The following is a 23,750-nucleotide window of genomic DNA, read 5'->3' on the forward strand; positions in this document are numbered from 1 at the left end:
CCCGGATGGCCGACCACCGCGCGACCGCCGCCCACCCCGCGCCGTCGCAGCCCTACCAGTACGTCCGCACCCCCCTGGTGGAACCGGACTGGCGCCGGCTGCCCGGCTGGCGCGACGTGACCGAGGCCCAGTGGCGCGACGCCCAGTGGCAGCGCGCCCACTGCGTCAAGAACACCCGTCAACTGCGCTCCGTCGCGGGCGACCTGCTCTCCGCCGAGGTCTATGCCCAACTCGACGCCGACCAGGCCGAGTTCGCGACGATGCCACTACTGGTGCCGCCGCAGCTGCTCAACACCGTGGCCTCGCACGCCCCGGTCACCCCCGCGGCGTACACCGCCGCCTTCCTGACCGACCCGCTGCGCCGCTACCTGCTGCCGATGCACGCCGACCGGCTCCCGCACTGGCCCAGCCACCCCAAGGCCGAGCGCGACTCGCTGCACGAGGCCGAGATGTGGGTGACCGAGGGCCTCACCCACCGCTACCCCACCAAGGTGCTGGCCGAACTGACCGCCACCTGCCCGCAGTACTGCGGCCACTGCACCCGGATGGACCTGGTCGGCACCTCCACCCCGCAGGTCGCCAAGACCCGGCTCGCCCTGCGCCCGGAACACCGCCAGGAGCAGATGCTCGACTACCTCAAGCGCACCCCGGCCGTGCGCGACGTGGTGGTCTCCGGCGGCGACCTCGCCAATGTGCCCTGGCCGCAGCTGGAGACCTTCCTGCGCCGGCTGCTGGAACTGGAGTCGGTGCGCGACATCCGGCTCGCCAGCAAGGCCGTGGTGGGCCTGCCGCAGCACTGGCTGCAGCCCCGGGTGCTGGAGGGGGTGCACCGGGTGGCCGCGCTCGCCGCGAGCCGGGCCGTCAACCTCGCCGTGCACACCCACGCCAACCACGTCCGCTCGGTGACCCCGCTGGTCGCCGAGGCGGCCCGGGCGCTGCTCGACGCGGGCGTGCGGGACGTGCGCAACCAGGGCGTGCTGCTTCGGCGGGTCAACGACACCCCCGAGGACCTGCTGGACCTCTGCTTCGCCCTCCAGGGCGAGGCCAACATCCTGCCGTACTACTTCTACCTCTGCGACATGATCCCCAACGCCGAGCACTGGCGCACCAGCCTCCACCAGGCGCAGCGCCTCCAGGAGGCGATCATGGGCTACCTGCCCGGCTACGCCACCCCGCGCCTGGTCTGCGACGTGCCGCGGCTCGGCAAGCGCTGGGTGCACCAGGTGGTGGCCTACGACCGCGAGCGCGGCATCTCGTACTGGTCGAAGAACTACCGCACCGGCCCGGAGGCCCGCGAGTCCGGCGCCGGACCGGCCGGACGCGACGCGCTGGACCGCCTCCACCCCTACTACGACCCGGTGGACACCCTCCCCGAAGCCGGCCGCCGCTGGTGGGCGGAGCGGGCCGGGCACCCCGCACCCCAGGAAGGAGCAGCACGGTGAACCCCGCCACGCCAGACGACCCCGGCCCGCTGCGCCGGATGTGCTGGATCTTCCCCGACCGCGAGTCCACCCGGACCACCGCGACCTGGCGCCACTACTTCTGGGACCTCTACGCCGAGGTCGCCGAGGAGCTGGGCCTCACCTGGTGCCGGCACGCGCCGGACGCGGTCACCGTGGACGCCACCGACCCCGCGCACCCGCGGGTCTACGTCGACGAGGAGCCGGTCACCCCGCAGGACACCCTGTTCATCACCGCGCTCTACTCGCTGCCGTACCAGTCGATGGACGTGTTCAACCAGTACGCGCTGTACGCGGTGCTGGAGCAGGCCGGCTTCTACCTGCCGTTCCCGCCGCACGTCTCGCTGATCGGCAACGACAAGCTGGCCACCGTGCTCCACCTGGCCGGCTCGCCGGTGCCGCCGATCCCCTCGATCCGGATCGGCACCGGCCGCGACGTCGCCAAGCACCACTACGAGGTGGCGCTCGGCGCCCTGACCTACCCGGCGATCGTCAAGCCGGCCGGCTGGTGCGGCGGCGGCGGGATCAACCTGGCGCGCGGACCGGAGGACGTCCGGGGCCTGGCCAGCCTCGCCCAGGGCGGCGACACCACGCTCGTCGCCCAGCCCTACCTCGGCGACGGCACGGTGGACTACCGCGTCTACGTGATCGACGGCAAGCCGTACGCGGCGCTGCGGCGGGTGCCCGAGCCCGGCTCGCCGGTGGCCAACGCCAGCCGCGGCGGCTCGATGGAGTTCCCGCCGGTGCCGCCCGAACTGGCAGAGGCCACCGCGTACTTCGCCGAGAAGCTGGCGATCCCGTTCTTCTGCGTGGACTTCCTGTACGACGGCGAGCGGTACTGGTTCTCCGAGCTGGAGCCGGACGGCGTGATCGCCCCGGACTTCGACGACCCGGGGCGCACGCTGCAACGGGACATCACCCGGGCCCGGTTCGCCGCCTACCGGAACGCCCACGCCACGTGGCTCGCGAACCGCCCCCTGACCGCCACCCCCCGATCGGACCTCCGATGACCGACGCCTTCTCCCTGCCGCCCGACGCGGCCGGGCCGCGCCTGCACGTCCCCGCCAGGACGCTGGAGCTGCTGCGGACGGTGCCCGCGCTCGCCCCGCGCTACGCCGCCCACCCGGGCGCCGTGCGCACCCTCGACGACCTGGCCGCCCTGCCGCCGCTGCTCAAGGACGACCTCAACACCGCCCTCGCCCATCTGGAGCCGCGCTCGGACACCGCCGCCACCTGGCTGTTCCAGAGCGGCGGCTCCACCGGCGCCCCCAAGGTCGGCTACGCGCCCACCGGCTTCTACATGGCCGGTGTGCACGCCCACTGGCAGGCGCTGGACCGTGACGACGTGTTCGCCAACGCCTGGGGCGCCGGCCGGATGTGGGGCGCGCACTTCCTGGCCGCCGCGCTCGCCGACCGGGCGGGCTGCCGGGTGATCGCGCTGGGCTCGATCACCCGGGAGGAGTACCCGGACTGGCTGGCCTTCCTCGCCGGCCGCGGCGTCACCGCGATCGGCGGCACCCCGAGCGTGCTGAGGCTGTGGTTCGCGCACGCCCGCGCCGCCGGGATCAAGCTGCCGACGCTGCGCAAGGTGCTCTGGCTCGGCGAGGCCTGGCAGCCGCAGCTGGAGGAGGACCTCGCGGCGGTCGCGCCGCAGGCCCGCCGCTGGGGCATGTTCGGCTCCACCGAGACCTGGGTGGTCGGCACCAACACGCCCGACTGCCCCGCCGACACCTTCCACCCGCTGCCCGCGCAGCTGGTGCACGCCGGCCCGGACGGGCTGCTGGACTTCACCACCCTCGACCCGGAGGTGCTCAACCCGGTGCTGCGCTACCGCACCGGCGACGCGGGCGAGTTGACCACCTGCCCGTGCGGCCGGGCGGGCCGCTCGTTCCGGGTGCTGGGGCGGCGCGACAACGTCGTCCAGGTGCGCGGCCTGGGCCTGCACGTGGACGAGCTGGTCACCCGGGCGGAGCGGCAGCCCGGCGTCTCCCGGGCCCAGGTGGTGATCACCGAGGACGGCGGACGGGCCACCGGCGTGGACGTCCTGCTGCTGGCCGGACCGGGCGCCGCGGTGGACGCGGCGGCGCTGCGTGCCGAACTGCTGTCCGGCACCTTCACCCTGAGCACCGCCTTCCAGCACGACCCGGAGCACGTCACGGTGCGGGTCACGGACGCGCTGGTCAGCAACGGGCGCACCGGCAAGACCGCCTCCTTCGTGGTCCGCGAGGCCGGCGCGGCCGCCGGGGAGGCCTCGTGAGGCTGCGGCGCCCCGAGGACCTGGGGCGCGGCTTCAACCTGTTCTGGGCCGGCCAGACGGTCAGCGTGGTCGGCGACCGGATCACCGTGTTCGTCGTCCCCACCCTGATGATCTTCGTGCTGCACGCCTCCGCCCTCCAGGTCGGCGTGGTGGCGATGGCCCAGTACCTCGGCATCCCGCTGCTCGGCCCGGTCGCGGGCGTGCTGGTCGACCGCTGGGACAAGCGCCGCACGATGCTCGTCTGCGACCTGCTGCGGCTGGCCGCCGTGCTGGTGATCCCGCTCGCGTACTGGCTGGACTTCCTCTCCACCGCGCTGCTGTTCGGCTGCGTCGCGGTGATCAGCGGCGCGACCATCTTCTTCAACGTCGGCTACCTGATCGCCGTGCCCGCCGTGGTGCCGGAGGACCGGATGGTGCGCGCCTACTCCCGGCTGGAGGGCAGCAACTCGGTCTCCGAGGTGGCCGGGCCGTCGATCGCCGCCGGGCTGTACAGCGCGCTCGGGGTGGGCGCGCTGCTGGTGGACGCAGCCAGCTACCTGGTGTCCGCCGCCTGCTTCCGCTCCATGCCGCGGTGGGGCGAGCGCACGGTCGTCGAGGGCACCGTGTGGGAGCGGCTGACCGCGGGCTTCCGGATGAACTGGGCCGACCCGGTGCTGCGCCGGGTGGTGCTGGCGGCCGTCACGCTCAACTCCGGCGGGCCGGTCTTCGTCACGGTGCTGCCGGTGCTCGCCTACCGGGGGCTCGGCGTGTCGGTCGGCGTGCTGGGCGCGGCCATGTCGGTCGGCGCGGTCGGCGCGCTGATCGGCGCCGTGGTCGCCCCGCGGATCAGCGGGCGGCTCGGCCTGGGCCGGACGCTGGCCTGGTCGCTGCTGCTGCACTGCCTGGTCGGACTGGGCGTGCTGGCCGCGCCCGCGCTGCCCGCCGGGCCGGTGATCGCGGTGACCATGGGCTGCTACGGCTTCTTCATGTCCTGCATCAACGTGTGCAGCGCGCCCACCCGCCAGTCGCGGATGTCCGCCGAGCACCAGGGCGTGATGCACGCGGCGTTCCGCACCGTCACCTGGGGCGTGATCCCGCTCGCCGCGCTGGTCGGCGGCCTGGCCGTGTCGGCGCTCACCGAGCCGCTGGGCATCCGGGACGCGGCGCGCTGGGTGATGGCCGGCGGCACCCTGCTGGCCGCCTGCTCCTTCCTGCCGGCGCTCGGCATCCAGGCCCGGCTGGACGCCGCCGCCCGCGAACAGCGGCCGGAGCCCGCCGACGCCGCGCCGGAGCTGTCGGAGAGCGCGTCATGACGGCGGACGACGTCCTGCTGGTCACCGGCTGCTCCTCCGGCATCGGCCTGGCCACCGCCGTGGCCGCCGCCCGCGCCGGGTTCACCACCGTCGCCACCCTGCGCGACCCGGCCCGTGCCGACGCCCTGCGCAAGGCCGCCGAGCAGGCCGGCGTCACCCTGGACGTCCGGCGGCTGGACGTCACCGACGCCGCGTCCGTCACCGCCTGCGTCGACGGCGTGGCCGAGGCGTACGGGCGGCTGGACGCGGTGGTCAACAACGCCGGCGTCTCCAACTCCGATCCCACCCTGGAGATGTCCACCGACGCCGCGCTGCGGGCGAACCTGGAGGTGAACTTCTTCGGCGTGATCGCCGTCAGCCGGGCCGCGCTGCCGCTGCTGCGCGCCGCCGGCGGCCGGCTGCTGACCGTCGGCAGCGTGCACGGCGTGGTCGGCCAGCCGTTCAACGAGGCCTACTGCGCCGCCAAGTTCGCGGTCGAGGGCTTCATGGAGAGCCTGGCCCCGGTGGCCGCCGCGCACGGCGTACGGGTCTCCGTCGTGGTGCCCGGCTTCGTGCCCGACACCGCCTTCGGGGTCTTCCCCGACATCGACCGCCGCACCATCGAGGCCGCCTCCGGCCCGTACGCGCCGACCTTCGCCGACTACCTGGCCTGGGTCGGCGGGCAGGGCTGGGAGGCCGCCGGCCAGCCGGCCCGCGAGGTGGCCGAGGTGGTGGTGCGCACGCTGCGCGCCGAGCGGCCCGCCTTCCGCGTCCCCACCAACGCCTGGGCCGCCCGCTACCTGGAGCAGAAGCTCGCCGACCCGGACGGCTCGGCCGTCCAGACCCTCGCCCGCACCTGGATCGGCCGCTCCGGCCGACCGGACTGATCGATCGTCAGGAGCCACCCGTGCCCGCCAAGCCACTTCCCGAGCTGGTCGACTTCGCCCGCCGCAACTCCCCCTTCTACGCCGAGCTCTACCGGGACCTCCCGCCGCGCGTCGACCACCTCGGCCAGCTGCCGCTGATCGAGCAGAGCGCCTTCTGGGCCGCCAACTCCTGGCCGGACAACCGCCTGCTCACCGGCCCGCTGACGGACGCCGGCGTCTACAAGACCGGCGGCACCACCGGCGTGCCCAAGTTCTCGCCCTGGACCCGCACCGAGCACGCCGACTCGGTGACCGCCTTCGGCGCGGGCCTGGTCCAGGCCGGCCTCAGGCCCGGGCACCGGGTCGCCAACCTGTTCTGGGCCGGCCAGCTGTACGGCGGCTTCCTCTACATCGAGAACGCCCTGCACCACGCGCCGGTCGACAACGTCCGGCTGCCGGTCGGCGCCGCGCCCGAGGCGTACATCGCCGACCTGATCGACGACTTCGGCGTGGACGTGCTGGCCGGCGAGCCGATGAAGCTCAGTTCCGTCGCCGAGCACCTGGTCAAGGAGGGCAGGACCGCCGAGCGGATCGAACTGCTGCTGTTCGGCGGGGACCTGCTCTTCGCCGACCTGCGTCCGATCCTCTCCCGGGCCTTCCCCAACGCCGCCGTCGCCTCGATCGGCTACGCCTCGGTGGACGCCGGCCTGGTCGGCGCGCCGGTGCCCGGCGACGACGTCCGGGTGCACGAGGCGTTCCCCCACCGGACCGTGGTGGAGCTGGTCGACGACACCACCGGCGAGCCGATCACCGAACCGGGGGTGCCCGGGCGGGTCGTGGTCACCAACCTGTTCCGCACCCTGATGCCGATCCTGCGCTACCCGACCGGCGACCGCGCCGAATGGGTCGACGTGGAGCGCGGGCGGTTCCGCCTGGTCGGCCGGTCCGCCGAGGGCGCCCGGGTCGGCACGGTGGCGATGCCGACCGAGGAGATCCGCGCCGTGCTGCTCGCCCACGACCCGGAGCGGATCATCTCCGGCCTGCAGATGGTGCAGCGGCGCTGGGACGGCAAGGACGGGCTCACCCTGCGCCTCGGCTGCACCGAGCAGCCGCCGGCCGGCCTCACCGAGCGGCTGATCGAGGCGGTGTACGAGGCGCGCCCGCTCTACCCGGACGACGTGGCGGCCGGGGTGATCCACGACCTGGTGATCGAGTGGGTGCCGCGCTCGGAGCTGGTCACCAACCCGCGCACCGGCAAGCTCCAGCAGGTCATCGACGAACGCCCGCCGGCCTGACCGGGGCCGGGGGCGCCCGCCCGGGCGGGCGCCCCCGGCTCAGTCGGTGTGCGGCGCTCCGGCCAGCATCACGCTCTGGCCGCGGAACTCCGCGATCACCTTCCCCGTCGTGTTCCGCACCGTCACGTCGTAGACGCCGGTGCGCCCGGAGCGGGTGCGCTCCACCGCCTCGGCGGTCAGCTCGTCGCCCACCGCCGCCGGCGCCAGGAACGTCACCTGCGCGCCCTGGGCGACCGTCACCGGGCCGTAGCTGTTGCAGGCGTAGGAGAACGCCGCGTCGGCCAGCAGGAACAGGAATCCGCCGTGGGCGATGCCGTGCCCGTTCACCATCGCCGGGCCGACCGTCATCCGCATCACCGCGTGCCCGGTGGACACCCGGTCGAGCGCGATGCCGAGCCCCTGGCAGGTCCGGTCGCGCTGGTAGAGGGCGGCCATCCGGGACTGCGGCACGGCCGTCTCCGCCGACGTCCCGGAATCCGCGACGGCCTCGGTGTCCACGCTCATGACGCCCTGCTTCCCCGGGAACAGCCCGAAACGATCGGTGTGCCGTACGTGCGAATCGCACCCGCATTACACCGAGGCCCGCTCCGGGCTGTCAACGGACATCCGGCGGGAGGGGGAAGTCCGTCGGGGGAACTCAGAGCAGCCGCTTGATGTCCCCGCGGGCGCGGTAGAACGAGCCGCTGCCGGACTCCAGCACCTCCGCCACCAGGTACCGCGCGCCCGGCACCCGGATGTCCTTGGGGAACTGCACCCGGCGGGCCGGATCGAAGCCCGGCGACACCACCCGCACCCGCAGCCGGGTGCCGTCCTGCACGCACTCCACCTCGATGCCGCCCGTCGCGCCCACCGAACCGACGGCCACCGACTCGATCGCGGCGCCGGCCACCGCCGCCGTCCAGCCGCTGCCGTCCACCTCGGCGGCCTGCGGCAGCCGGCCGTCCTCGGCCGCGCGCACCGCCTCCTCGCTCGCGTCCAGGCAGACCAGCGAACCGTCCGTGGTCACCAGGTAGAGCCGGCCGTCGCGGTACTGCATGCTGTACGCCGAGCCGCAGCCGGTGCCCAGCTTCCACAGCCGGGTGCCGTCGGCCGCGAAGCAGTACACCGAGGAGTGGTTGTCGCCCGCGAACACGTACCGGCCGTCGGGCGAGGCCGCGCAGGAGAACACCGAGGCGTCGCAGCGGTAGCGGGCCACCTCGGAGCCGTCCGCCTTGCGCAGCCGGTGCACCGAGCCGCGCGAGGTGCCGGCGAACACCTCGTCCCGCTCCTGCCAGCCGAACAGCACCGCGCCGTCGGTGGCGGTGTGCCAGACCGGCGCGCCGCCGCGCGCCGCGAACCGGGCCACGCCGCGGGAGTGGCCGTGATAGACGCCGTCGTCGTCGCAGCGCACCATCCAGCCGTGGCTGCCCTCGGCCGAGCGGCGCCACTGGAACTCGTCCTCGTGGTCGACGGTGGTGATCCCGCCGCGCGCGTCGGCCACGCCGAGCACGCCGTCGTGGATGTCCAGCCAGTAGATGTCGACGTCCTCGGCTATCTCGTACGCCACCCGCGGCACCTTGCCGCCCAGGTCGTACACCTTGCCGTCGTCGCAGCCGGCGTAGATCCACCAGTCGTCGGCGACGATGCACTTGACGCCGTCCGGCAGGCCGTAGCGGCCGGTCACCTCGCCGTCGTGGGTGAGGGTGTAGACGTCGCCGCGCTCGTTGCCGACCCAGGCGTGCTCCTCGCCGACGAAGATGCCGAACGCCGCCGCCCCGGAGCGGAACCGCCACAGCACCGGCGCCTGGCGGGCCGTCGAGCGGCTGCTGACGATCGCCCGGCGGGTCACCGCGCGCCGCTGGCGCACCCCGCGCACCGCCGGGGCGTAGCCCTTGCGGACCTTCTCGCCGATCTTCTTGGCGGCCGCCGAGGCGGCCTTCTCCGGCGAGGGGTAGCAGGTGGTCTTGGTCTGGCCGCTCTCGCCGATCCGCCCGTAGGTGATGGTGACGTCCGCCCCGTTGACCAGGACCTCGTAGAACTTGTGCGCGCTGCCGCTGTCCTCGGACAGCTCCAGGTAGGTCGACTGGGCGTCGGTGGCGGTGGCTGACATGGCGTGGGCCCCTTCCGGGCACGGCGTACGTGAGCTTCGGGCCGCTGCGGGCGCGGTGCCCGGCGACACCTCAGAACCTAGCCTCCGGCACCGACAACGACGCGCCCGGGCCCGGCCCTCGATCTGTCCGCCCTGCTCGGCACCCCCGTGCCGCGGGGACTGCCGCCGCGCCCCGCCGCCGTCCTGCCGCCGGCCCTCGGCCTCACCGCCCTGGTCGCGGCCGGCGTCCTCGCCGAGGCCCTGCTGACCGGCCGCCGCCGGATCGCCACCGCCCTGCGGATCGGCGACGCACCCTGACGGCGGCCGGGTGTCTCAGCCGACCGTGGCGAGGTACGCGCCGACCAGCTCGGGTGTGGCGAGCCAGGCGGCGTAGTCGACGGGATCGGCATAGGTGTTGGCGAGCCGGCGGGCCACCGACTCGTGCTCGCCGGCGGCCGCGAACACGGCTTGGAGGTGGTCGGGCATCGTCAGCAGCGCGGCCGTCAGCTCCACGCCGTGACAGGCGTGGCACTCCCAGAACTCCTCGAACACACCGGCCATCCACTCCGCGGTGAACGGCCGCTCCCCGCGCTCGACGATCGCCCGCAGGTAGGCGTCCGCCGCCCGCGCCGCGCTGTTCGCGCCCTGGCCGGTGATCGGGTCGTTCACCACCACCGCGTCCGCGATCCCCAGCACCGCGATCCCGCCGCCCAGTTCCGCCACCGGCCGCCGCACCACCGGCGTCAGCGCGCCGTACAGCGAGCCGCCGGGGTCGGTGGGCTCGGCGCCGGCCCACAACTCCGCCTCCCAGGGCAGGTAGTGCGCCATCAACTCGTGCATCCTCCTCAGCTGTTCGCCCGCATCCGGCCGGTCCGCGAAACAGTCGAACGGGCTCCCCGGCAGCGCCTCCCAGAGCAGGATGTCGCACGGGCCGGACAGCGTCAGCGCCGGCTGGAGGTACAACTCCCCCACCCCGGGCACCGCGTGCATCCGCGCCCGCGGCCCGGCCGCCGGGTCGGGCGCGCCCACCCCGTGCGCGTACAGCGCCGACAACCGCCGCTGCGGCGCGTCGAACGGCGAACGGGCGGCGTCCCGTTCGAAGATCCCGGCCAACTCGCCCCGCCCCGCGGCAACCACCGTCAGGTCGTTCGCCGCCGCCAACTCCCGCAGCCCGGCGAGGTCCAGCTCCCGGTACTCCACCCGCCCGCCGCGCTCCTCCAGCAGCTCCAGCCAGCGCGCCATCTTCACCCGCTGGTCCACCGACTGCGCCGGCTCGTCCAGCGTCATCGTGAACTCCAGTGCCCGGACCCCCGGTTCGGGCACCAGCGCCGCGTCCACCGACCGCACCCCGGGCGCCTCCCCCTCCCACAGATCCAGCCCCGCCGCCCGCTCCACCCGCAACGCCGGCCCGAACATCGCCTGCGTCGACGTCACCCGGCCACCCCGCACCTCCCCCGGCCGCCGCGCCGCCACCACCGTCACCGCGTACCCGCCCGCCGCCACCAGCCCCAGCCCCAGCTGCAACCCCGCCTGCCCCGCCCCCACCACCGCGATCCGCCGCACAGCACGCACCTCCATGTCGGTCACCGGGCGAGCAGCTTCCGCCGGACACTCCCCCCATGTCCAGCCCCCGGCATGCCCGCACCGTCCGACCCACCCGGCACACCGCCACCCGTGGGCGGACGGCCACCGTCGAAGAAACCTGTCACAGTTGGGTCAAGTGGTCCCCCGCCGGAGAGAGCGTGGAAACACTGGCAGCCATGCATCCCTCATTCGGGCGCAGGGCGGGCACCGTCCTGCGCGGACCCACCCGCCCGGCGGCTGTCCTGCTCGTCCTGGCGGCCGTCACCGCGTGCTCCGGTCAGGGCGCCACGAAGACCACCGCCACCGGCGCCACCACACGGACCGCCGTCACCCTCACCGCGGGTGCCACCGCCACCAAGGAGAACCTGGAACAGAGCGCCTCCCAGCTCCGCGCGCGGGCGGCCGCCCTGGGCCTGACCGACGTCACGACCACGATCCAGGGCACCACCATCACCGTGACCGCACCCGGCGACGCGGGCGAGAAGCTCACCGCCGTCACCAAGCCCGGGCGGCTGCTCATCCGCCCCGTCCTGGCGCTGGCACCGTGCCCGACGGCGCCCGCTCCCTCCGACCCGACGGACGCGCTCCCCCAAGGCACCGTCCCGCCCGAACTGGCCGCCCGGTTCGCCGCCCTCGACTGCGCCGGCGACCGGAACCTCCCGGACCTCCGGGTCGCCGCCTCCGCACCCGCCCTCGCCTTCGGCTCCGCAGCGGAACACGATGTCCGGTACAAGTTCGCGCTGGGTCCCGCCTCCGTGAACAGTGCCGACATCGTCGGCGCGGAAGCGGCTTTCGCCCCGCAGGAATCCGCCAGCTGGCAGGTGCGGCTGTCCTTCAACGACGCGGGCACCAAGGAATTCGCCGCCAGCACCGGCCGGCTCGCCGCCCTGCCCGGCCCCGGCAACGAGTTCGCGATCGTGGTGGACGGGGAGGTGGTGTCCCACCCCTACGTGAGAGAGGCCATCACCGGGGGCGAGGCGGTCATCAGCGGCTCCTTGACCCGCGAGGTCGCCGAGCAGCTCGCTTCGGCGCTGGCCCATCAGCTGCCGATCGAACTCGACCGATCGACCGTCACCACGCTGCCGCCCGCCGGAGCGACTCCGTAGGACCTCGCCGCGGCCGCGCCGGGCCCGTTCCGTCGGCCGGGCACCGGCACCGGCTCCGCCGAGCGCCGATCGCGGCGAACGGACGGCAGGACGCGCACGCTCCGCATGACGGTGCGGAGGCCGGGTGGACGTCACCCGGCCTCCGGCACCGGGATCTTCACCGGTGCGGCCCGCGCTCGGCCCGGCACCTGCCCGGCCGCCGGAGCCCGCGGCTCCCCTTCCAGGACCGGGACCTTCCCGCCCGGAGGGGGAACCGCGGGCTACGAGACCGTCCTGCCGGCGTACGCCGCCGTCGGCCGGGCGGTCGGCGCTTCCGGCCCCGCGCGGACCGTCGCCATGACGAGGCGCCCCCTGTGCGGGGACGCGCCCCACGCCCACCGGCACCCGGCCGCCGTGTGCGACACCCGGCGGCCGGACGAACGGGCAGGGAGTCCATGCGGCCGGGGCCCCTCCCGGCCGCCGGGCCGGGGGCCATCGGCGACCGACGACAAGCCGTCGCGGCACGTGCTCCGGGGATCGGGTCAGGGGGACGGCGGGTGGTGGGCGGAGCTGGGGCGGACGACGAGCTCCGCGGGGAGTTCGAGGCCGTGCGCGGGGGTGGGGTCGCCGCGGAGTTGGGCGAGGAGACGGGTGACCAGGGCGGTGGCGATGGGGCGCAGGGGGAGGCGCAGGGAGGTGAGGGGTGGGCGGAGATGGCGGGCGAGCGGGGTGTCGTGGAAGCCGGTGACGGCGAGGTCGCGGCCGACGTGGAGGCCCTCGGTGCGGGCGGCCTCGTAGATGTCGAGGGCGGCGAGGTCGTTGTCGGTGGCGAGGGCGGTGGGGCGGTCGGGGGAACGCAGCAGGGTGCGGAGGTCGCCGTCGGCGGGCGGGGGGACGAGGGTGAGGCCGAGGCGGGCGGCCTCGCGGTGGAAGCCCTCGCGGCGGGCGGCGAGCCACGGCATGGGCGAGGCGGAGCCGACGAAGGCGACCCGGCGGTGGCCGCGTTCGGCGAGGTGGCGGGCGGCCTCGGCGGTGGCGGCGGCGTTGTCGATGTCGGCCCAGTGCTGCGGGAGCCCGGGGCCGGTGCGGCCGAAGGCGGCGAAGGGGATGCCGAGGCGGGCGGCGTGGTCGGCGCGCGGGTCGTCGGGGAGGACGTCGGCGAGGACGAGTCCGTCGACCTGCCGGGCCGCCACCACCGCGTCGATCGCCGCCCGGGCGTGCTGCTCCCCCGCCGCCGGGCGCAGCAGCAGCACGTGGTGGCCCTCGGCCCCGGCGGCGTCGACGAGGGCTTCGAGGAAGCCGGCCATCAGCGGGTTGGGGTCGTGCGGGTCGTCGACCGGGGCGAGGTAGCCGATGGTGCGGCGTTCGCCGGTGCGCAGCGAGCGGGCGGACTGGTCGGGCCGGTAGCCGAGCCGGTCGATGGCGGCGGTGACCCGGGCGAGGGTGTCGGGGTGGACGCGGTGCGGGGCGTTGAGCGTGTTGGAGACGGTCTGCCGGGACACCCCGGCCTCGCGGGCGACGTCCGCGACGGTGGTGGCGCGGCGGGCCGGACGCGGTGCCGGGGTGGTCATCGGCGCTCCTCGGGCGGGGGCGGGGCCCTCAGACCCGGCGCAGGGTCAGCAGGCCGCCCCGGGGGACGTGGACGGTGGCCCCGCCGTCGAGGCGGACCGTCGTGGTGCCGACGGTGCGGCCCCGGGCGTCCTGGACGGTGACCTCCACGATGCCGAGCCCGCCGGCCAGGCGGACGTCCGGGTCGGCGTCGGCGTTGGCGACCAGCAGGGTACGCCACTGCCCCGCCGCGGCGACCGGCAGCGCCGCGTAGCGGGCGACGATCACCTCGTCGTCGCCGATCGCGGTCACCATCGGGTAGCCGAGGTCGGGCCGGGCCGGGAGCAGCGCGCCGAGCTGCAGGGTGTCGAGGTGGGTGCGGGCGATGCCCAGCCAGAAGGCGAGCGCCTCCCGCTGCCCGGGGTTCTGCGCGGCGAGGTCGACGGAGATCTGCGGCACGCCGAACAGGACGTTGATCAGGTGGCAGGCGACCTGTTCGGCCGGTTCGGCGGGGTGCCACATCAGCATGTCGGCGTGGACCGCGAGCGGTCCGGCGGTCAGCCGGGTGTCCACGATCCGCTGCCGGTTCTCGTGCGGGCTGAGCGGGCAGTCGGTGGCCCGGACCATGGTGGCGTAGGGCCACAGGCCGGGGCTGACGTAGGGCTGGCGGTGTTCGATCATCGCCTCGGGGCGCGCGGCGTCGATCCGGCGGCGGATCTCGCCGAGCAGCAGGTGCACGCCCTCGTCGACGGTGGCGCAGTCGGCCTCGGGGCCGGGTGCGGGCGGGTCCTGGACGCCGAACCAGTCGACGAAGTCGACCTTCAGCCCGTCCATGCCCCACTCCTCGGCGGCGCGGGCGAGCCGGTCGGCGAGGTGGGCGCGGACCTGCGGGTAGCGGGGGTCGACGACGACGGCGCCGAGGTGGCCGGCGTCGGCGAGCGCGAACCGGGAGAGGGTGTCCCAGGCGGCGCTGTCCTTGCCGACGAAGGGCAGGGCGTACCAGAGGAGGTAGCGCACGCCGAGGTCGTGGACGCGGGCGACGTGGGCGGCGGTGTCGGGCAGCGAGTGGGGTTCCCAGTCGCCGCAGTGGGCGTAGCCGCGGGTGCGGTCGGTGGTCATCCAGCCGTCGTCGACGATGATCGTGTCGAGGCCGAGGTCCTTGCCGAGCGCGGCCTGGCGTTCGACGGCCTCGGGGGTGATGTTCTGGTGGAGCGCGTACCAGGTGGAGTAGGCGGGCAGGCGGGCGGCGTCGGGGACGCGTGCCGGGCGTCCGGCGAGGGCGGCCCACCAGTCGGCGAGGTCGGCGAGACTGTGCGCGAAGTGCCGGCCGGAGGTGTCGATGCGCACGGTCAGCCGGCCGGCGGCCTGGACCCAGAAGCGGAACTCCCCGCTCTCCTCGACGACGCCGGCGCTGGCCAGGGCGTCCTCGCGGTCGGCGGCGAACGCGCAGAGCGTGGTGTCGCCGGTGCCGACCAGGGCGGCGACGGGGGCGCCGCGGGAGAGGGTGGTGCGGCGCGGGGCGCTCCAGGCGGCGGGCAGCCAGCCGGTGCCGCGCGGTTCGGGGGTCCAGAAGGAGGTGGCGTCGGTGCAGGGGACGCGCCATTCGATCCGGACGTCGCCGGTGCCGTCGGGGCCCGGGTCCTCGGCGGTGATCTCGACGACGTCCGCGGCGACGGCGCGCACGCCCGGGGTGCCGGCGACCAGCAGTTCCAGCCGGCCGGGGGCGAGGCCGGGCACGGCGAGCGGACGCGGGCGGTCGGTGGTGGCGGTGGCGGCGTGCGGCTCCCAGACCTCCGCGGCCGCCGCGGCTTCGGCGTTCTCCGTCATGGTTCGGTTCAGCCCTTCGTGGCGCCGGCCAGCAGGCCGGAGATGAACTGCCGTTGGAGGACCAGGAAGAGGACCATCATCGGCAGGGTGGACAGCGCGGTTCCGGCGAGGATCAGGCCGTAGTCGGTGTTGGTCTTCATGCCCTGGAGGGTGGCGAGGGCGACCGGCAGGGTGTGCATCGCGGGGGTGCGCAGGGCGATCAGCGGCCAGACGAAGTTGTTCCACGAGCCGAGGAACAGGAAGATCCCGAGCGCGGCGAGCACCGGCCGCATGACGGGGACCACCACGCCGAACAGCACCCGCAGTTCGCCGGCGCCGTCGACCCGGGCGGCGTCGAGCAGTTCGTCGGGCATGCTGCTGAGCGCCTGGCGCATCAGGAAGATGGCGAACGGCACGCACAGGCCGGGCAGGATCAGGCCCTGGTAGCTGTCGAGCAGGCCGAAGGACATCATCATCCGGAACAGCGGGACGAGCATCACCTGGTCGGGCACGACCAGGGTGGAGAGCAGCACGGCGAACAGCACCGTGCGGCCGCGGAAGCGGAACTTGGCGAAGGCGTAGCCGGCGAGCAGCGCCACGACGAGTGCGCCGACGGTCTGGATTCCGGACACCAGCAGGGAGTTGAGCACGACGCGGCCGAGGCCCACGCGTTCCTGGAGGTGCGAGAGGTTCTCGCCGAGGTGGGAGCCGGGCAGCAGGTGGGGCGGCCAGTCGAAGATCTCGGTGTCGCTGTGGGTGGCGGAGACCACCAGCCAGTAGAAGGGGGCGACGGACAGGCCGGTGACGGCGGCGAGCAGCAGGGTCATCGGCCAGCCGCGCAGCCGGCGGCGTCCCGTTCGGGCGGCGGGGGCGGCGGGGACACCGGGGGCCGTGGGCGTGACGGGCGTCATTCGCGTTCTCCCATCAGACGCATCTGGAGGGCCCCGAGCACCGCGACGATCAGGGTGAGCGCGTAGGCGATGGCGGAGGCGTAGCCGAAGTCGAAGTAGCGGAAACCGTTGTCGTACAGGTACATGGAGACCGTGAGGGTCGCGTTGTCGGGGCCGCCGCGGGTCAGCACATAGGGCTCGTCGAAGAGCTGGAGGGTGCCGATGGTGGAGAGCACCACGGTGAACAGCACCACCGGCCGCAGCGCGGGCAGGGTGACGGAGAGGAACCGGCGCACCGGTCCGGCGCCGTCGACCATCGCGGCCTCGTACAACTCCCGGGGGATTCCCTGGAGTCCGGCCAGGTAGATGACCGCGTTGTAGCCGGTGTAGTGCCAGGTCAGCACGAGGACGATCGCCATGCGGGACCAGAAGCCGCTGCCGAACCAGTCGACGGCGGGCAGGCCGATCGCCTGGAGCGCCTTGTTGACGGCGCCGTTGTCCGTGTTGAGCAGGAAGGAGAACAGGATGCCGGTGGCGACCAGGCCGGTGACGGTGGGCATGAAGACGCCGAGCCGCCACACGGCGCGCCAGCGGACCAGGGCCGTGTTGAGGCCGACCGCCAGCAGCAGGGCGAGCGCGAGCATCACCGGGACCTGCACGACGAGGATCCGGGCGGTGTTGCCGAGCGCCGTCCAGAACAGCGGATCGTCCAGCAGCCGGCGGTAGTTGGCGAGTCCGGTGCCGTGGGTGACGCTGCCCGAGCCGGGGGTCAGCGACAGCAGCATCGAGGAGACGACGGGATAGGCCTTGAAGAGTCCGAAGAGCGTCAGCGCGGGTGCCAGCAGCAGGTAGGGCACGGCCCGGCGGCGCAGCCGGGCGCGCCGGACCGGTCCGCCCGGTCGCGCGGGCCGGGCGGCCGCGCTCGCGGCGGGGGCCACCGAGGGGGCGGTGGTGGTCACTTGATCTTGCGCCCGGTCTGCTGGGCGAGCTGCTTGGCGGCCTCCTGGAGGGCGTCGGCCGGGTCGGCGCCCTTGGTGAGCACCCTGGCCTGGGCGTCGCTGACGAGCTTGAGCGCGCGGGCGTAGTCGCCGGAGTAGTTGGTGGCGTCGCCGCCCTCGGCGAGCAGGTCGGTGAAGGTCTTCAGGACCGGCTGGCCGCCGTAGTAGGCGCTCGGCTCGCTGTAGACCGGGTCCTGGTAGGCGGCGGTGAGCGCGGGGAAGACGCTGCCGGCCTTGAACATGGTGTTGACGGCGTCGGGCCGGGTGAGCGCGTACTCGACGAACTTCCAGGCGGCGGCGCGGCGCGGGCTGGAGGCGGAGACGGCGAGGTGGGTGGAGTTGACCAGGGCGGTGCGCTTGCCGCCGGGGGTGACCGCCGGGGGCCGGGTGAGCCGCCAGTTGCCGCTGAGGTCGGGGAACTTGCTCTCGATGAAGTGTGCGGCCCAGGAGGGCTGCGGTCCGGCGCCGAGCTTGCCCTCCTTCATCTGGGAACGCCAGACGGTGGCGCCGGGCGTCTCGACGACGACGCCCGCCTCGTCGAGGCGCTTGAGCAGGGTGAGGGCGCGCACGCACTCGGGGGAGGTGAGGGTGATGTCGCCCTGGAGGTCGAAGAAGAAGGCGCCCTGCTGCTGCATGAGGGACTGCAGGAAGTCCAGGTCGGGGCCGGGGGTGCCGGTCCGGTTGATGCCGACCAGGCCGACGCCGGGGTTGGCGGCCTTGAAGGCCCCGGCGGCGGCGATCACGTCGTCCCAGGTGGCGAAGGTGGTGGGGTCGAGCCCGGCCTTGTCGAACATGTCCTTGCGGTAGAAGAAGCCCTGGGCGTTGACCTCCCAGGGCAGGGCTCGGGCGCGTCCCGCCTTGTCGGTGACGACCGGCCACAGGCCGGGGGTGAACTGGTCCTTGTGGGCGTCGGCGCCGAGGGCGGAGAGGTCGGCGAAGCCGGAGGGGAACTTCTCCAGGTAGCCGGGCAGGTAGTCGCAGCCGATGTGGAGGACGTCGGCGAGGCCCTTGCCGCCGGCCGCGAGGCCCACGGTGATCTTGTCCCAGATGGCCGGGTTGCCGACGTCCTGGACGTCGACCTTGATGCCGGGGTTGTCCTTCTCGAAGACGGGGACCACCCCGCGCAGGGCCTCGGCGGCGTTGGTCCAGGACCAGACGGTGACGGTCCCGGTGGCGGCGTCCCCGCCGGAGGAGCCGGCGCCGTCGGAGCCGCCGCAGGCGGCGAGGGCGCCGCCCGCGGACAGCGCCAGCAGGCCGGCGCCGGAGGCGCGCAGCAGGTCGCGGCGGGTGAGGTGTGACATGGCAAGCCTTTCCGAGGGGGTGAAGGGCTGGACGGAGGATCGGCGCGGCGGTCCGCTCAGGCGGCGCGGACGCCCCGCCGGAGGTGGTCGAGGGCCTCGGCGAGCGGCTCTGCGGCCGAGGGGTCGGTGCTGGCGTGCGGCGACAGCCGGATCCAGCCGCCGCGCAGGGTGGTGGCCAGACCGGCGGCGGTCAGCGCCCGGTGGACGGCGGCGGGGTCGGCGCCGGGCAGCCGCAGCCGGCCGATGCCGCTGCCGGACGCTCCCGGCTCCCCCGGTCCGCCGGCGGTCTCGGCCCCGGCGGCGCGGGCCGCGGCGAGCAGCCCGCCGAGCACCTCCCCGATCCGGGCCTCGATCCGGGCGGCCCCGGTGTCGCGCACCAGACCGAGCGCCGCGCCCAGGGCGGCGACGGCGGGTCCGTCCGGGTTGGTGAGGGTGTGGGCGACGGCGCCGAGCCTGGGCGGGCACGGGTGGTCCGGTGCCTCCAGCGGGTCGAGGACGCCGGACCAGCCGCCGAGCCCGGGCCCGAGCCGCCCGGCGACCCGGTCACGGACCATCAGCACGGCCGCGCCCCAGCCCGCCCGCAGCCACTTCTGGCCGCCGGCGGCGAGCACGTCGGCCGCGTCGACGGCGAGGTCGACGGCGCCGAGGGCCTGGACGGCGTCGACCACCAGCACCCGGTCCGGGCCGATCAGCTCCTTGAGCGCGGCCAGCGGCGCCCGGTAGCCGGTCGCGGCGTCCACGGCGCAGACCGCGACGGCGCGCACCCGGTCGTCGAGGTGGGCCCGGACGGTGTCGGCGGTGAGCGGCCCGTCGAGCAGGCGGACGGCCAGTCCCCCGTGGTCCTCGGCGCGCAGCCACGGGTAGAGCGCGCCGGGGAAGTCCGTCCGCGCCATCAGCACGGTCCCGTCCGCGCGGTCGGCCCGGTGCGGGAACGCCGGGCCGGCCTGCCGCGCGGGAGCCCCGGCGGGCGGCCGTGCGAACGCGTGGGCGGCGGCGAAGAGCCCGTGCGAGGTGGAGCTCACGAAGGCGACCTCGTGCGGGGCGCAGCCCAGCAGGTCGCCCGCCGTCCGGGCGGCCGCGTCCGCCTCCGCGTCGAGGCGGTCGAGCGCGGCCCAGCCGCGCCGGTGGAGCCGGTCGGCCTCGCGGACGAGCACCCGGCGGACCGGGTCCGAGACCGGTCCGAACCGGGCGAAGTCCAGATAGCCGAACGGTTCGGCGAACTGCGCCAGGTAGTCATGCATGACCATCCCCCACCTCTGGGGCGATTTGAACGTTCAAATCACACACAAATCAACAGAAGGGATCAACATCGAACGAGCGGGAGCCAGCAAACGCCCCTGGTCGAGTGCGCGTCAAGACCCGTGCAGCCGGAAGGCCCGGTCGAGACCCTCTCGTTACCCGCGCCCGGAGCCCCGGGCGACCACCTCTTGCGCAATGCAATTTGACATTACTATTTTACTGAACGACGGGCCAGAGAACCCATGCCGGAAACCCACGCCGGTCCCGTCGCCCCCGCAACCGCCGTGCGACTCCGCGGTCCTGGCGCTCCCCCACGCCCTCGGCCGGCACCACGCCCAGCGCCGTGCACCCCCACACCCTCACTGGAGAACCGGTGTCAGCCACCCCACGTCTGCGCACAGTCCTGCTCTCGGCGGCCCTCGCCGTCACCCTCGCGGCCCCGCTCGTGCAGAGCGCCCAGGCCGCCACGCCCGGCCCGCTCCCCACCGCCCCGGCCGCCGCCCCCGCTTCCACGTTCGGCACCACCGGCGACGTCGCCCACGGCACCACCGGCGCCGGAATCCCCGGCCCCGAGGGCGCGCCGGGCAACGAGACCCGCCGGCCGACGACGACCGCCGGGCAGCCGGTCGCCGACCCGTCCGACCTCACCACCGCGACCGCGGCCCCGGCCCCGCCCGCCGCCGGCACCCACGCCGCGTGCTCCGTCGCCTCCTTCGCCGCCCTCTCCCCCACCGCGCTGGCCGACTTCCTCGCGGACGGCTCGCACGGCTACGAGAGCTGCCTGCTGCCGCTGCTGCGCACCTGGACCCCCGAACTCGCCAAGGTCCTCACCCCGGCCCACGTGCAGGCGGTCGCCGAGCGGATCACCGCCCTCGCGCCGCGCTTCGACAGCGCCAACACCCTCAACCAGCAGCAGCTCTGGTACTTCCTGCACGTCGCCGTCCTGTTCGACTTCGACCACTCCGAACTCGACCTCAACGACGACACCACCAAGGCCGCGATCGAGCGCGCGATCGCCGCGTACACCGCCAACCCCCGGGTCTTCGACCCCACCGAGGCGGCCGGCAACGCCATGGGCGAGCTGCTGCAGACCTCCACCGCCCCCCGGCTGCGCCCCGGCCGCCTCCCGCTCACCGAACGGGTGCTGCGCCAGTACGCCTCCGCCACCAGCCCGTACATCGGCAACCGCGGCTGGAACTGGGCGCTGCAGAGCGCGCTGCAGATCAACTTCCAGGGCGTCAACAACGTCAGCGAGGACGGCGGAGCCTTCCGGACCGCCGCCGTCGACAACCCGGGCTACCGCCACGCCATCCGCGACTTCGCCGGCTACACCCACCTCAAGGGCACCGACACCGAGTGGGCCGTCGGCGACGCCATGAACGAGTACGCCCGGCTGGCCACCGTCGAGGCGCTCAAGCCCGAGATGAAGGCCGAGGTCGGCGGGGTCATCACCACCCTCCGCGACAACTTCGGCCGGCTCAGCCGCCCGTGGATCAACGTGGCCGTCCCGGTGAACGACTTCGGCCTCTGCCAGGCCTACGAGGCCTGCCGGGCCGACCTGATCCGGCAGTACTTCCCCCACACCTTCAGCTACGACAACGGCACCCTGGTCATCCGCACCGCCCTCGACAAGGCCACCGCCGACCAGCTCTACTACGCCACCAAGCAGGTCAAGGCGCAGTTCTTCCGCACCATCGGCACCGACCAGCCGCTCGCCGACGACACCCACCCCGTCCTCACCGTGCAGCTGTACGACACCAAGACCAACTACAAGTGGCTGCAGTACCTGCTGTTCGGGATCGGCGACGTCGAGAACGGCGGCATGTTCATCGAGCAGGACTCCACCTTCTACACCTACCAGCGCACCAGCGCCGAGTCGTACTTCAGCCTGGAGGAGCTCTTCCGGCACGAGTACACCCACTACCTCAACGCCCGCTGGGCCATCCCGGAGACCGGGTACACCACGCGCTGGCCGAGCGACGCCACCTTCGCGATGAACGAGGGCACCGCCGAGTACTTCGCCGGCGCGACCGCCAAGGACGGCGTGAAGGCCCGCAAGTACATGGTCGGCCAGGTCGCCTCGGACGTCCGCGACGGCAACGCGCGGCTGACCGTCGACCAGATCCTGCACGCCACCTGGCGCGGCCTCGGCTTCCGGGCCTACCCGTACGCGGCCACCTTCTTCAACCTGCTCGGCGAGCGCCACCCCGACCAGCTCGCCGAGATGTACCGGCTGCTGCGCGCCGACGACCTCGACGGCTACAACGCCTGGCGGGACCGCCTCGGCCGGGACGCCGGACTCCAGCGCGAGTACGACGCCCACCTCGACGCCGAGATCCCGCGCGCCGAGGACCTCTACGTGCCGGTCACCACCTACACCCCCAACGGGCAGCTGCGCTTCGCCTACGCCCACGAGGTGCAGGACGCCTTCGCCCGCGCCACCCAGAACACCCCGGTCTGCAAGGACAACGCCGACTGGAACAACGCCGTGCGCTTCACCTGCACCGGCCGGATCACCGCCAACCTCACCAACTCCCTGAGCGCCGGGCAGGTGCGCGAGTCGATGGCCGACACCGTCGACTACTTCCTGCTCACCCGGGCCGGGGCCGCCGCCAACAACCTCGCCGACATGACCTGCTGGTTCGGCAAGGTCGACGTCTGGCCCGACGGCCGGGCCGGCAGCGCCGACTACACCTGCGAGGGGCCGCTGCGCCGCTGACCCCCTGCGGGCGGGAGGACCGGGCGGTACACCACCGGCCCGGTCCTCCCGCCCGGCGGGGTGCCCCGGGGCGCCCCGCCGGGCTCAGAGCGCGAGGCCCGTGGCCCACACCGAGACGCCGCAGCCGGGGGCCGGGAGCGGGAGGAACCCGCGGGCGACGGTCGCGGCCGGGTGGCCGCAGATCCAGCCGGAGGAGTTGAAGACGGAACGCAGCGCGACGCCGCGGCTGTTGGCGGCGGAGTAGTCGGCGGTGCGGAAGGCGTGCCAGAGCTGGTGGCCGTAGGCGGTGGCGACGAACGAGGAGCTGATGTTGTTCGAGGCGTCGACCGGCGCGATGCCGTCGATGCGGCGCAGGGCCAGCGGGCCGGGCGACTCCACCGCGGTGCCGTGGCCCCGGTACACCTGGTCGACGTAGAGGCCGACCGAGTACGGGAACACCACGTCGTCGTCGTTGAGCAGCGGGTCGGTGCCGCGGTCGCCGCGCGGGCCCGTGGTCACGCAGGCGCCCGGGGTGAGCAGCGCCGAACCGCCGCCGAGCGCCTTCAGGAAGGCGTGGCGGGAGTCCGAGGTCGCCTGCGGCAGCACGGGCTTGATGGTGGTGTTGGCCAGTGCCGGGTCGATCTGGTTCCACGTGGTGACCACGCACTGGTAGATGTCCCTGAGCTGCGCCGTGGTCAGGTTGGCGGGCGCGTGGCCGCCGGGCTTGGCCGCCCAGCTCACCGCGTCGCGCGCGAACGCCACGAAGGTGTACGGCTGGGGGTTGATGTTGGACACCGGCCCGCGCGAGGTGCGGGCGTAGTCCAGGGTCGCGGCGGTGGTGGCCACCAGTGCGTTGAAGCCGGCCAGGCTGCCGTCCGGCCGCGCGATGGGCGTCGCCCCGGTCTTGGTGGTGATCGGGCTGGCTCCGGTCGCGTCGATGCTGTAGAGCCGGGGCTGCGTCCCGATGATGGCAGCGTCGTAGTCGGCGGACGTCTGGTTCATGAATCCCTGCGTGGTGTCCGCCCCGGCCCCCACCAGGTCGGTGGCGGCCGGCATGGTCCCGGGCGGCGGATCGGCCGCCGCCGCCGGCGCCAGCAGTCCCGCCGCGCACACCGCGGCCGCGAGTCCCGTCGTCACACGGGCAGCCATCGAACGCATCGAAGATCCCTCCCGGGTATCAGCCCGCCCGGCCCCACCGGCCGACAGGCCCGCCCATCTTCACGGCCGGGCCACCGGCCGAACAGCCGCCGGGCCGTCAAGTCATGTCTCCCTTAAGCGCATTGGGGCGCACCACCAGCCGACATCCGGGCCTGCTCCCGCCTCCGACCCCAAGAGTTCTTCCCCCGGCCACCCCTCCCTTCCGGCGGCCCGGGCCGGCCGCCGG

General features: G+C 74.3%; 19 protein-coding genes. 9 read left to right on the forward strand and 10 right to left on the reverse strand.

What is annotated here, in order from left to right:
• Window positions 1-5 precede the first annotated feature (5 nt).
• The 6 genes from ACFVVL_RS18675 to ACFVVL_RS18700 are packed head-to-tail and all read left to right on the forward strand — an operon-like array spanning window position 6 to window position 7,149.
• On the forward strand, window positions 6-1,442 hold the full coding sequence (locus tag ACFVVL_RS18675) for a KamA family radical SAM protein (RefSeq protein WP_380287504.1): 1,437 nt from the start codon (window positions 6-8) through the stop codon (window positions 1,440-1,442).
• Window positions 1,439-2,470, forward strand: coding sequence for a RimK family alpha-L-glutamate ligase (locus ACFVVL_RS18680; RefSeq protein WP_387676479.1), 1,032 nt, complete (start codon window positions 1,439-1,441; stop codon window positions 2,468-2,470). Before ACFVVL_RS18675 ends, ACFVVL_RS18680 begins: the two co-directional genes overlap by 4 nt.
• Window positions 2,467-3,717, forward strand: coding sequence for a phenylacetate--CoA ligase family protein (locus tag ACFVVL_RS18685; RefSeq protein ID WP_387676482.1), 1,251 nt, complete (start codon window positions 2,467-2,469; stop codon window positions 3,715-3,717). Before ACFVVL_RS18680 ends, ACFVVL_RS18685 begins: the two co-directional genes overlap by 4 nt.
• Window positions 3,714-5,009: an MFS transporter gene (locus ACFVVL_RS18690; protein ID WP_380287501.1), complete on the forward strand. Its 1,296-nt coding sequence runs from the start codon at window positions 3,714-3,716 to the stop codon at window positions 5,007-5,009. Before ACFVVL_RS18685 ends, ACFVVL_RS18690 begins: the two co-directional genes overlap by 4 nt.
• Window positions 5,006-5,875: an SDR family NAD(P)-dependent oxidoreductase gene (locus ACFVVL_RS18695; RefSeq protein ID WP_387676486.1), complete on the forward strand. Its 870-nt coding sequence runs from the start codon at window positions 5,006-5,008 to the stop codon at window positions 5,873-5,875. Before ACFVVL_RS18690 ends, ACFVVL_RS18695 begins: the two co-directional genes overlap by 4 nt.
• Window positions 5,876-5,895: 20 nt before the next feature.
• The gene (locus ACFVVL_RS18700) at window positions 5,896-7,149 is read left to right on the forward strand and encodes a phenylacetate--CoA ligase family protein (RefSeq protein WP_387676489.1); all 1,254 of its coding nucleotides are present in this window, start codon (window positions 5,896-5,898) and stop codon (window positions 7,147-7,149) included.
• Between the two features lie 39 nt (window positions 7,150-7,188).
• On the opposite strand, the gene paaI is transcribed toward ACFVVL_RS18700, so the two are convergent.
• Entirely contained in the window at window positions 7,189-7,584 is a 396-nt protein-coding gene (gene paaI / locus ACFVVL_RS18705) for a hydroxyphenylacetyl-CoA thioesterase PaaI (RefSeq protein WP_380287555.1), read from the reverse strand.
• A 202-nt stretch (window positions 7,585-7,786) separates the two neighbouring features.
• Window positions 7,787-9,238: a WGR domain-containing protein gene (locus tag ACFVVL_RS18710; protein ID WP_387676492.1), complete on the reverse strand. Its 1,452-nt coding sequence runs from the start codon at window positions 9,236-9,238 to the stop codon at window positions 7,787-7,789.
• A 147-nt stretch (window positions 9,239-9,385) separates the two neighbouring features.
• Between ACFVVL_RS18710 and ACFVVL_RS18715 the strand changes: the two genes are divergently transcribed.
• Window positions 9,386-9,535 (forward strand): hypothetical protein, encoded by a 150-nt coding sequence (locus tag ACFVVL_RS18715; RefSeq protein WP_387676494.1) that lies wholly within the window; start codon window positions 9,386-9,388, stop codon window positions 9,533-9,535.
• Between the two features lie 15 nt (window positions 9,536-9,550).
• On the opposite strand, the gene ACFVVL_RS18720 is transcribed toward ACFVVL_RS18715, so the two are convergent.
• Window positions 9,551-10,795, reverse strand: a complete 1,245-nt coding sequence (locus ACFVVL_RS18720) for a styrene monooxygenase/indole monooxygenase family protein (RefSeq protein WP_387676497.1) — start codon at window positions 10,793-10,795, stop codon at window positions 9,551-9,553.
• A 182-nt stretch (window positions 10,796-10,977) separates the two neighbouring features.
• On the opposite strand from ACFVVL_RS18720, the gene ACFVVL_RS18725 reads away from it, so the two are divergent.
• Window positions 10,978-11,907, forward strand: coding sequence for a hypothetical protein (locus ACFVVL_RS18725; protein WP_387676500.1), 930 nt, complete (start codon window positions 10,978-10,980; stop codon window positions 11,905-11,907).
• A gap of 521 nt (window positions 11,908-12,428) precedes the next feature.
• On the opposite strand, the gene ACFVVL_RS18730 is transcribed toward ACFVVL_RS18725, so the two are convergent.
• From ACFVVL_RS18730 to ACFVVL_RS18755, 6 genes are all read right to left on the reverse strand, one after another.
• Window positions 12,429-13,457, reverse strand: coding sequence for a LacI family DNA-binding transcriptional regulator (locus ACFVVL_RS18730; protein ID WP_387676503.1), 1,029 nt, complete (start codon window positions 13,455-13,457; stop codon window positions 12,429-12,431).
• 28 nt (window positions 13,458-13,485) lie between these two features.
• Window positions 13,486-15,261: a glycoside hydrolase family 36 protein gene (locus tag ACFVVL_RS18735; protein WP_387676505.1), complete on the reverse strand. Its 1,776-nt coding sequence runs from the start codon at window positions 15,259-15,261 to the stop codon at window positions 13,486-13,488.
• Window positions 15,262-15,269: 8 nt separating this feature from the next.
• Window positions 15,270-16,067, reverse strand: a complete 798-nt coding sequence (locus ACFVVL_RS18740; RefSeq protein ID WP_380290868.1) for a carbohydrate ABC transporter permease — start codon at window positions 16,065-16,067, stop codon at window positions 15,270-15,272.
• Between the two features lie 80 nt (window positions 16,068-16,147).
• Window positions 16,148-17,068, reverse strand: a complete 921-nt coding sequence (locus ACFVVL_RS18745) for a carbohydrate ABC transporter permease (RefSeq protein ID WP_380290870.1) — start codon at window positions 17,066-17,068, stop codon at window positions 16,148-16,150.
• Window positions 17,069-17,085: 17 nt separating this feature from the next.
• A complete protein-coding gene (locus tag ACFVVL_RS18750) occupies window positions 17,086-18,429 on the reverse strand; it encodes an extracellular solute-binding protein (RefSeq protein WP_387676508.1) in 1,344 nt (447 codons plus the stop codon).
• Window positions 18,430-18,485: 56 nt separating this feature from the next.
• The gene (locus ACFVVL_RS18755; RefSeq protein WP_387676510.1) at window positions 18,486-19,670 is read right to left on the reverse strand and encodes an aminotransferase class V-fold PLP-dependent enzyme; all 1,185 of its coding nucleotides are present in this window, start codon (window positions 19,668-19,670) and stop codon (window positions 18,486-18,488) included.
• A gap of 371 nt (window positions 19,671-20,041) precedes the next feature.
• Here ACFVVL_RS18755 and ACFVVL_RS18760 point away from each other — a divergent pair, with 371 nt between their 5' ends.
• Window positions 20,042-22,387 (forward strand): collagenase, encoded by a 2,346-nt coding sequence (locus ACFVVL_RS18760; RefSeq protein ID WP_387676513.1) that lies wholly within the window; start codon window positions 20,042-20,044, stop codon window positions 22,385-22,387.
• A gap of 84 nt (window positions 22,388-22,471) precedes the next feature.
• Here the strand turns inward: ACFVVL_RS18760 and ACFVVL_RS18765 are convergent, their stop codons facing one another.
• Complete coding sequence (locus ACFVVL_RS18765; RefSeq protein ID WP_387676515.1) at window positions 22,472-23,515, reverse strand: substrate-binding domain-containing protein; 1,044 nt, start codon at window positions 23,513-23,515, stop codon at window positions 22,472-22,474.
• Window positions 23,516-23,750: the final 235 nt, after the last annotated feature.

This window comes from Kitasatospora sp. NPDC058115, assembly GCF_042884635.1.
GTDB lineage: Bacteria > Actinomycetota > Actinomycetes > Streptomycetales > Streptomycetaceae > Kitasatospora.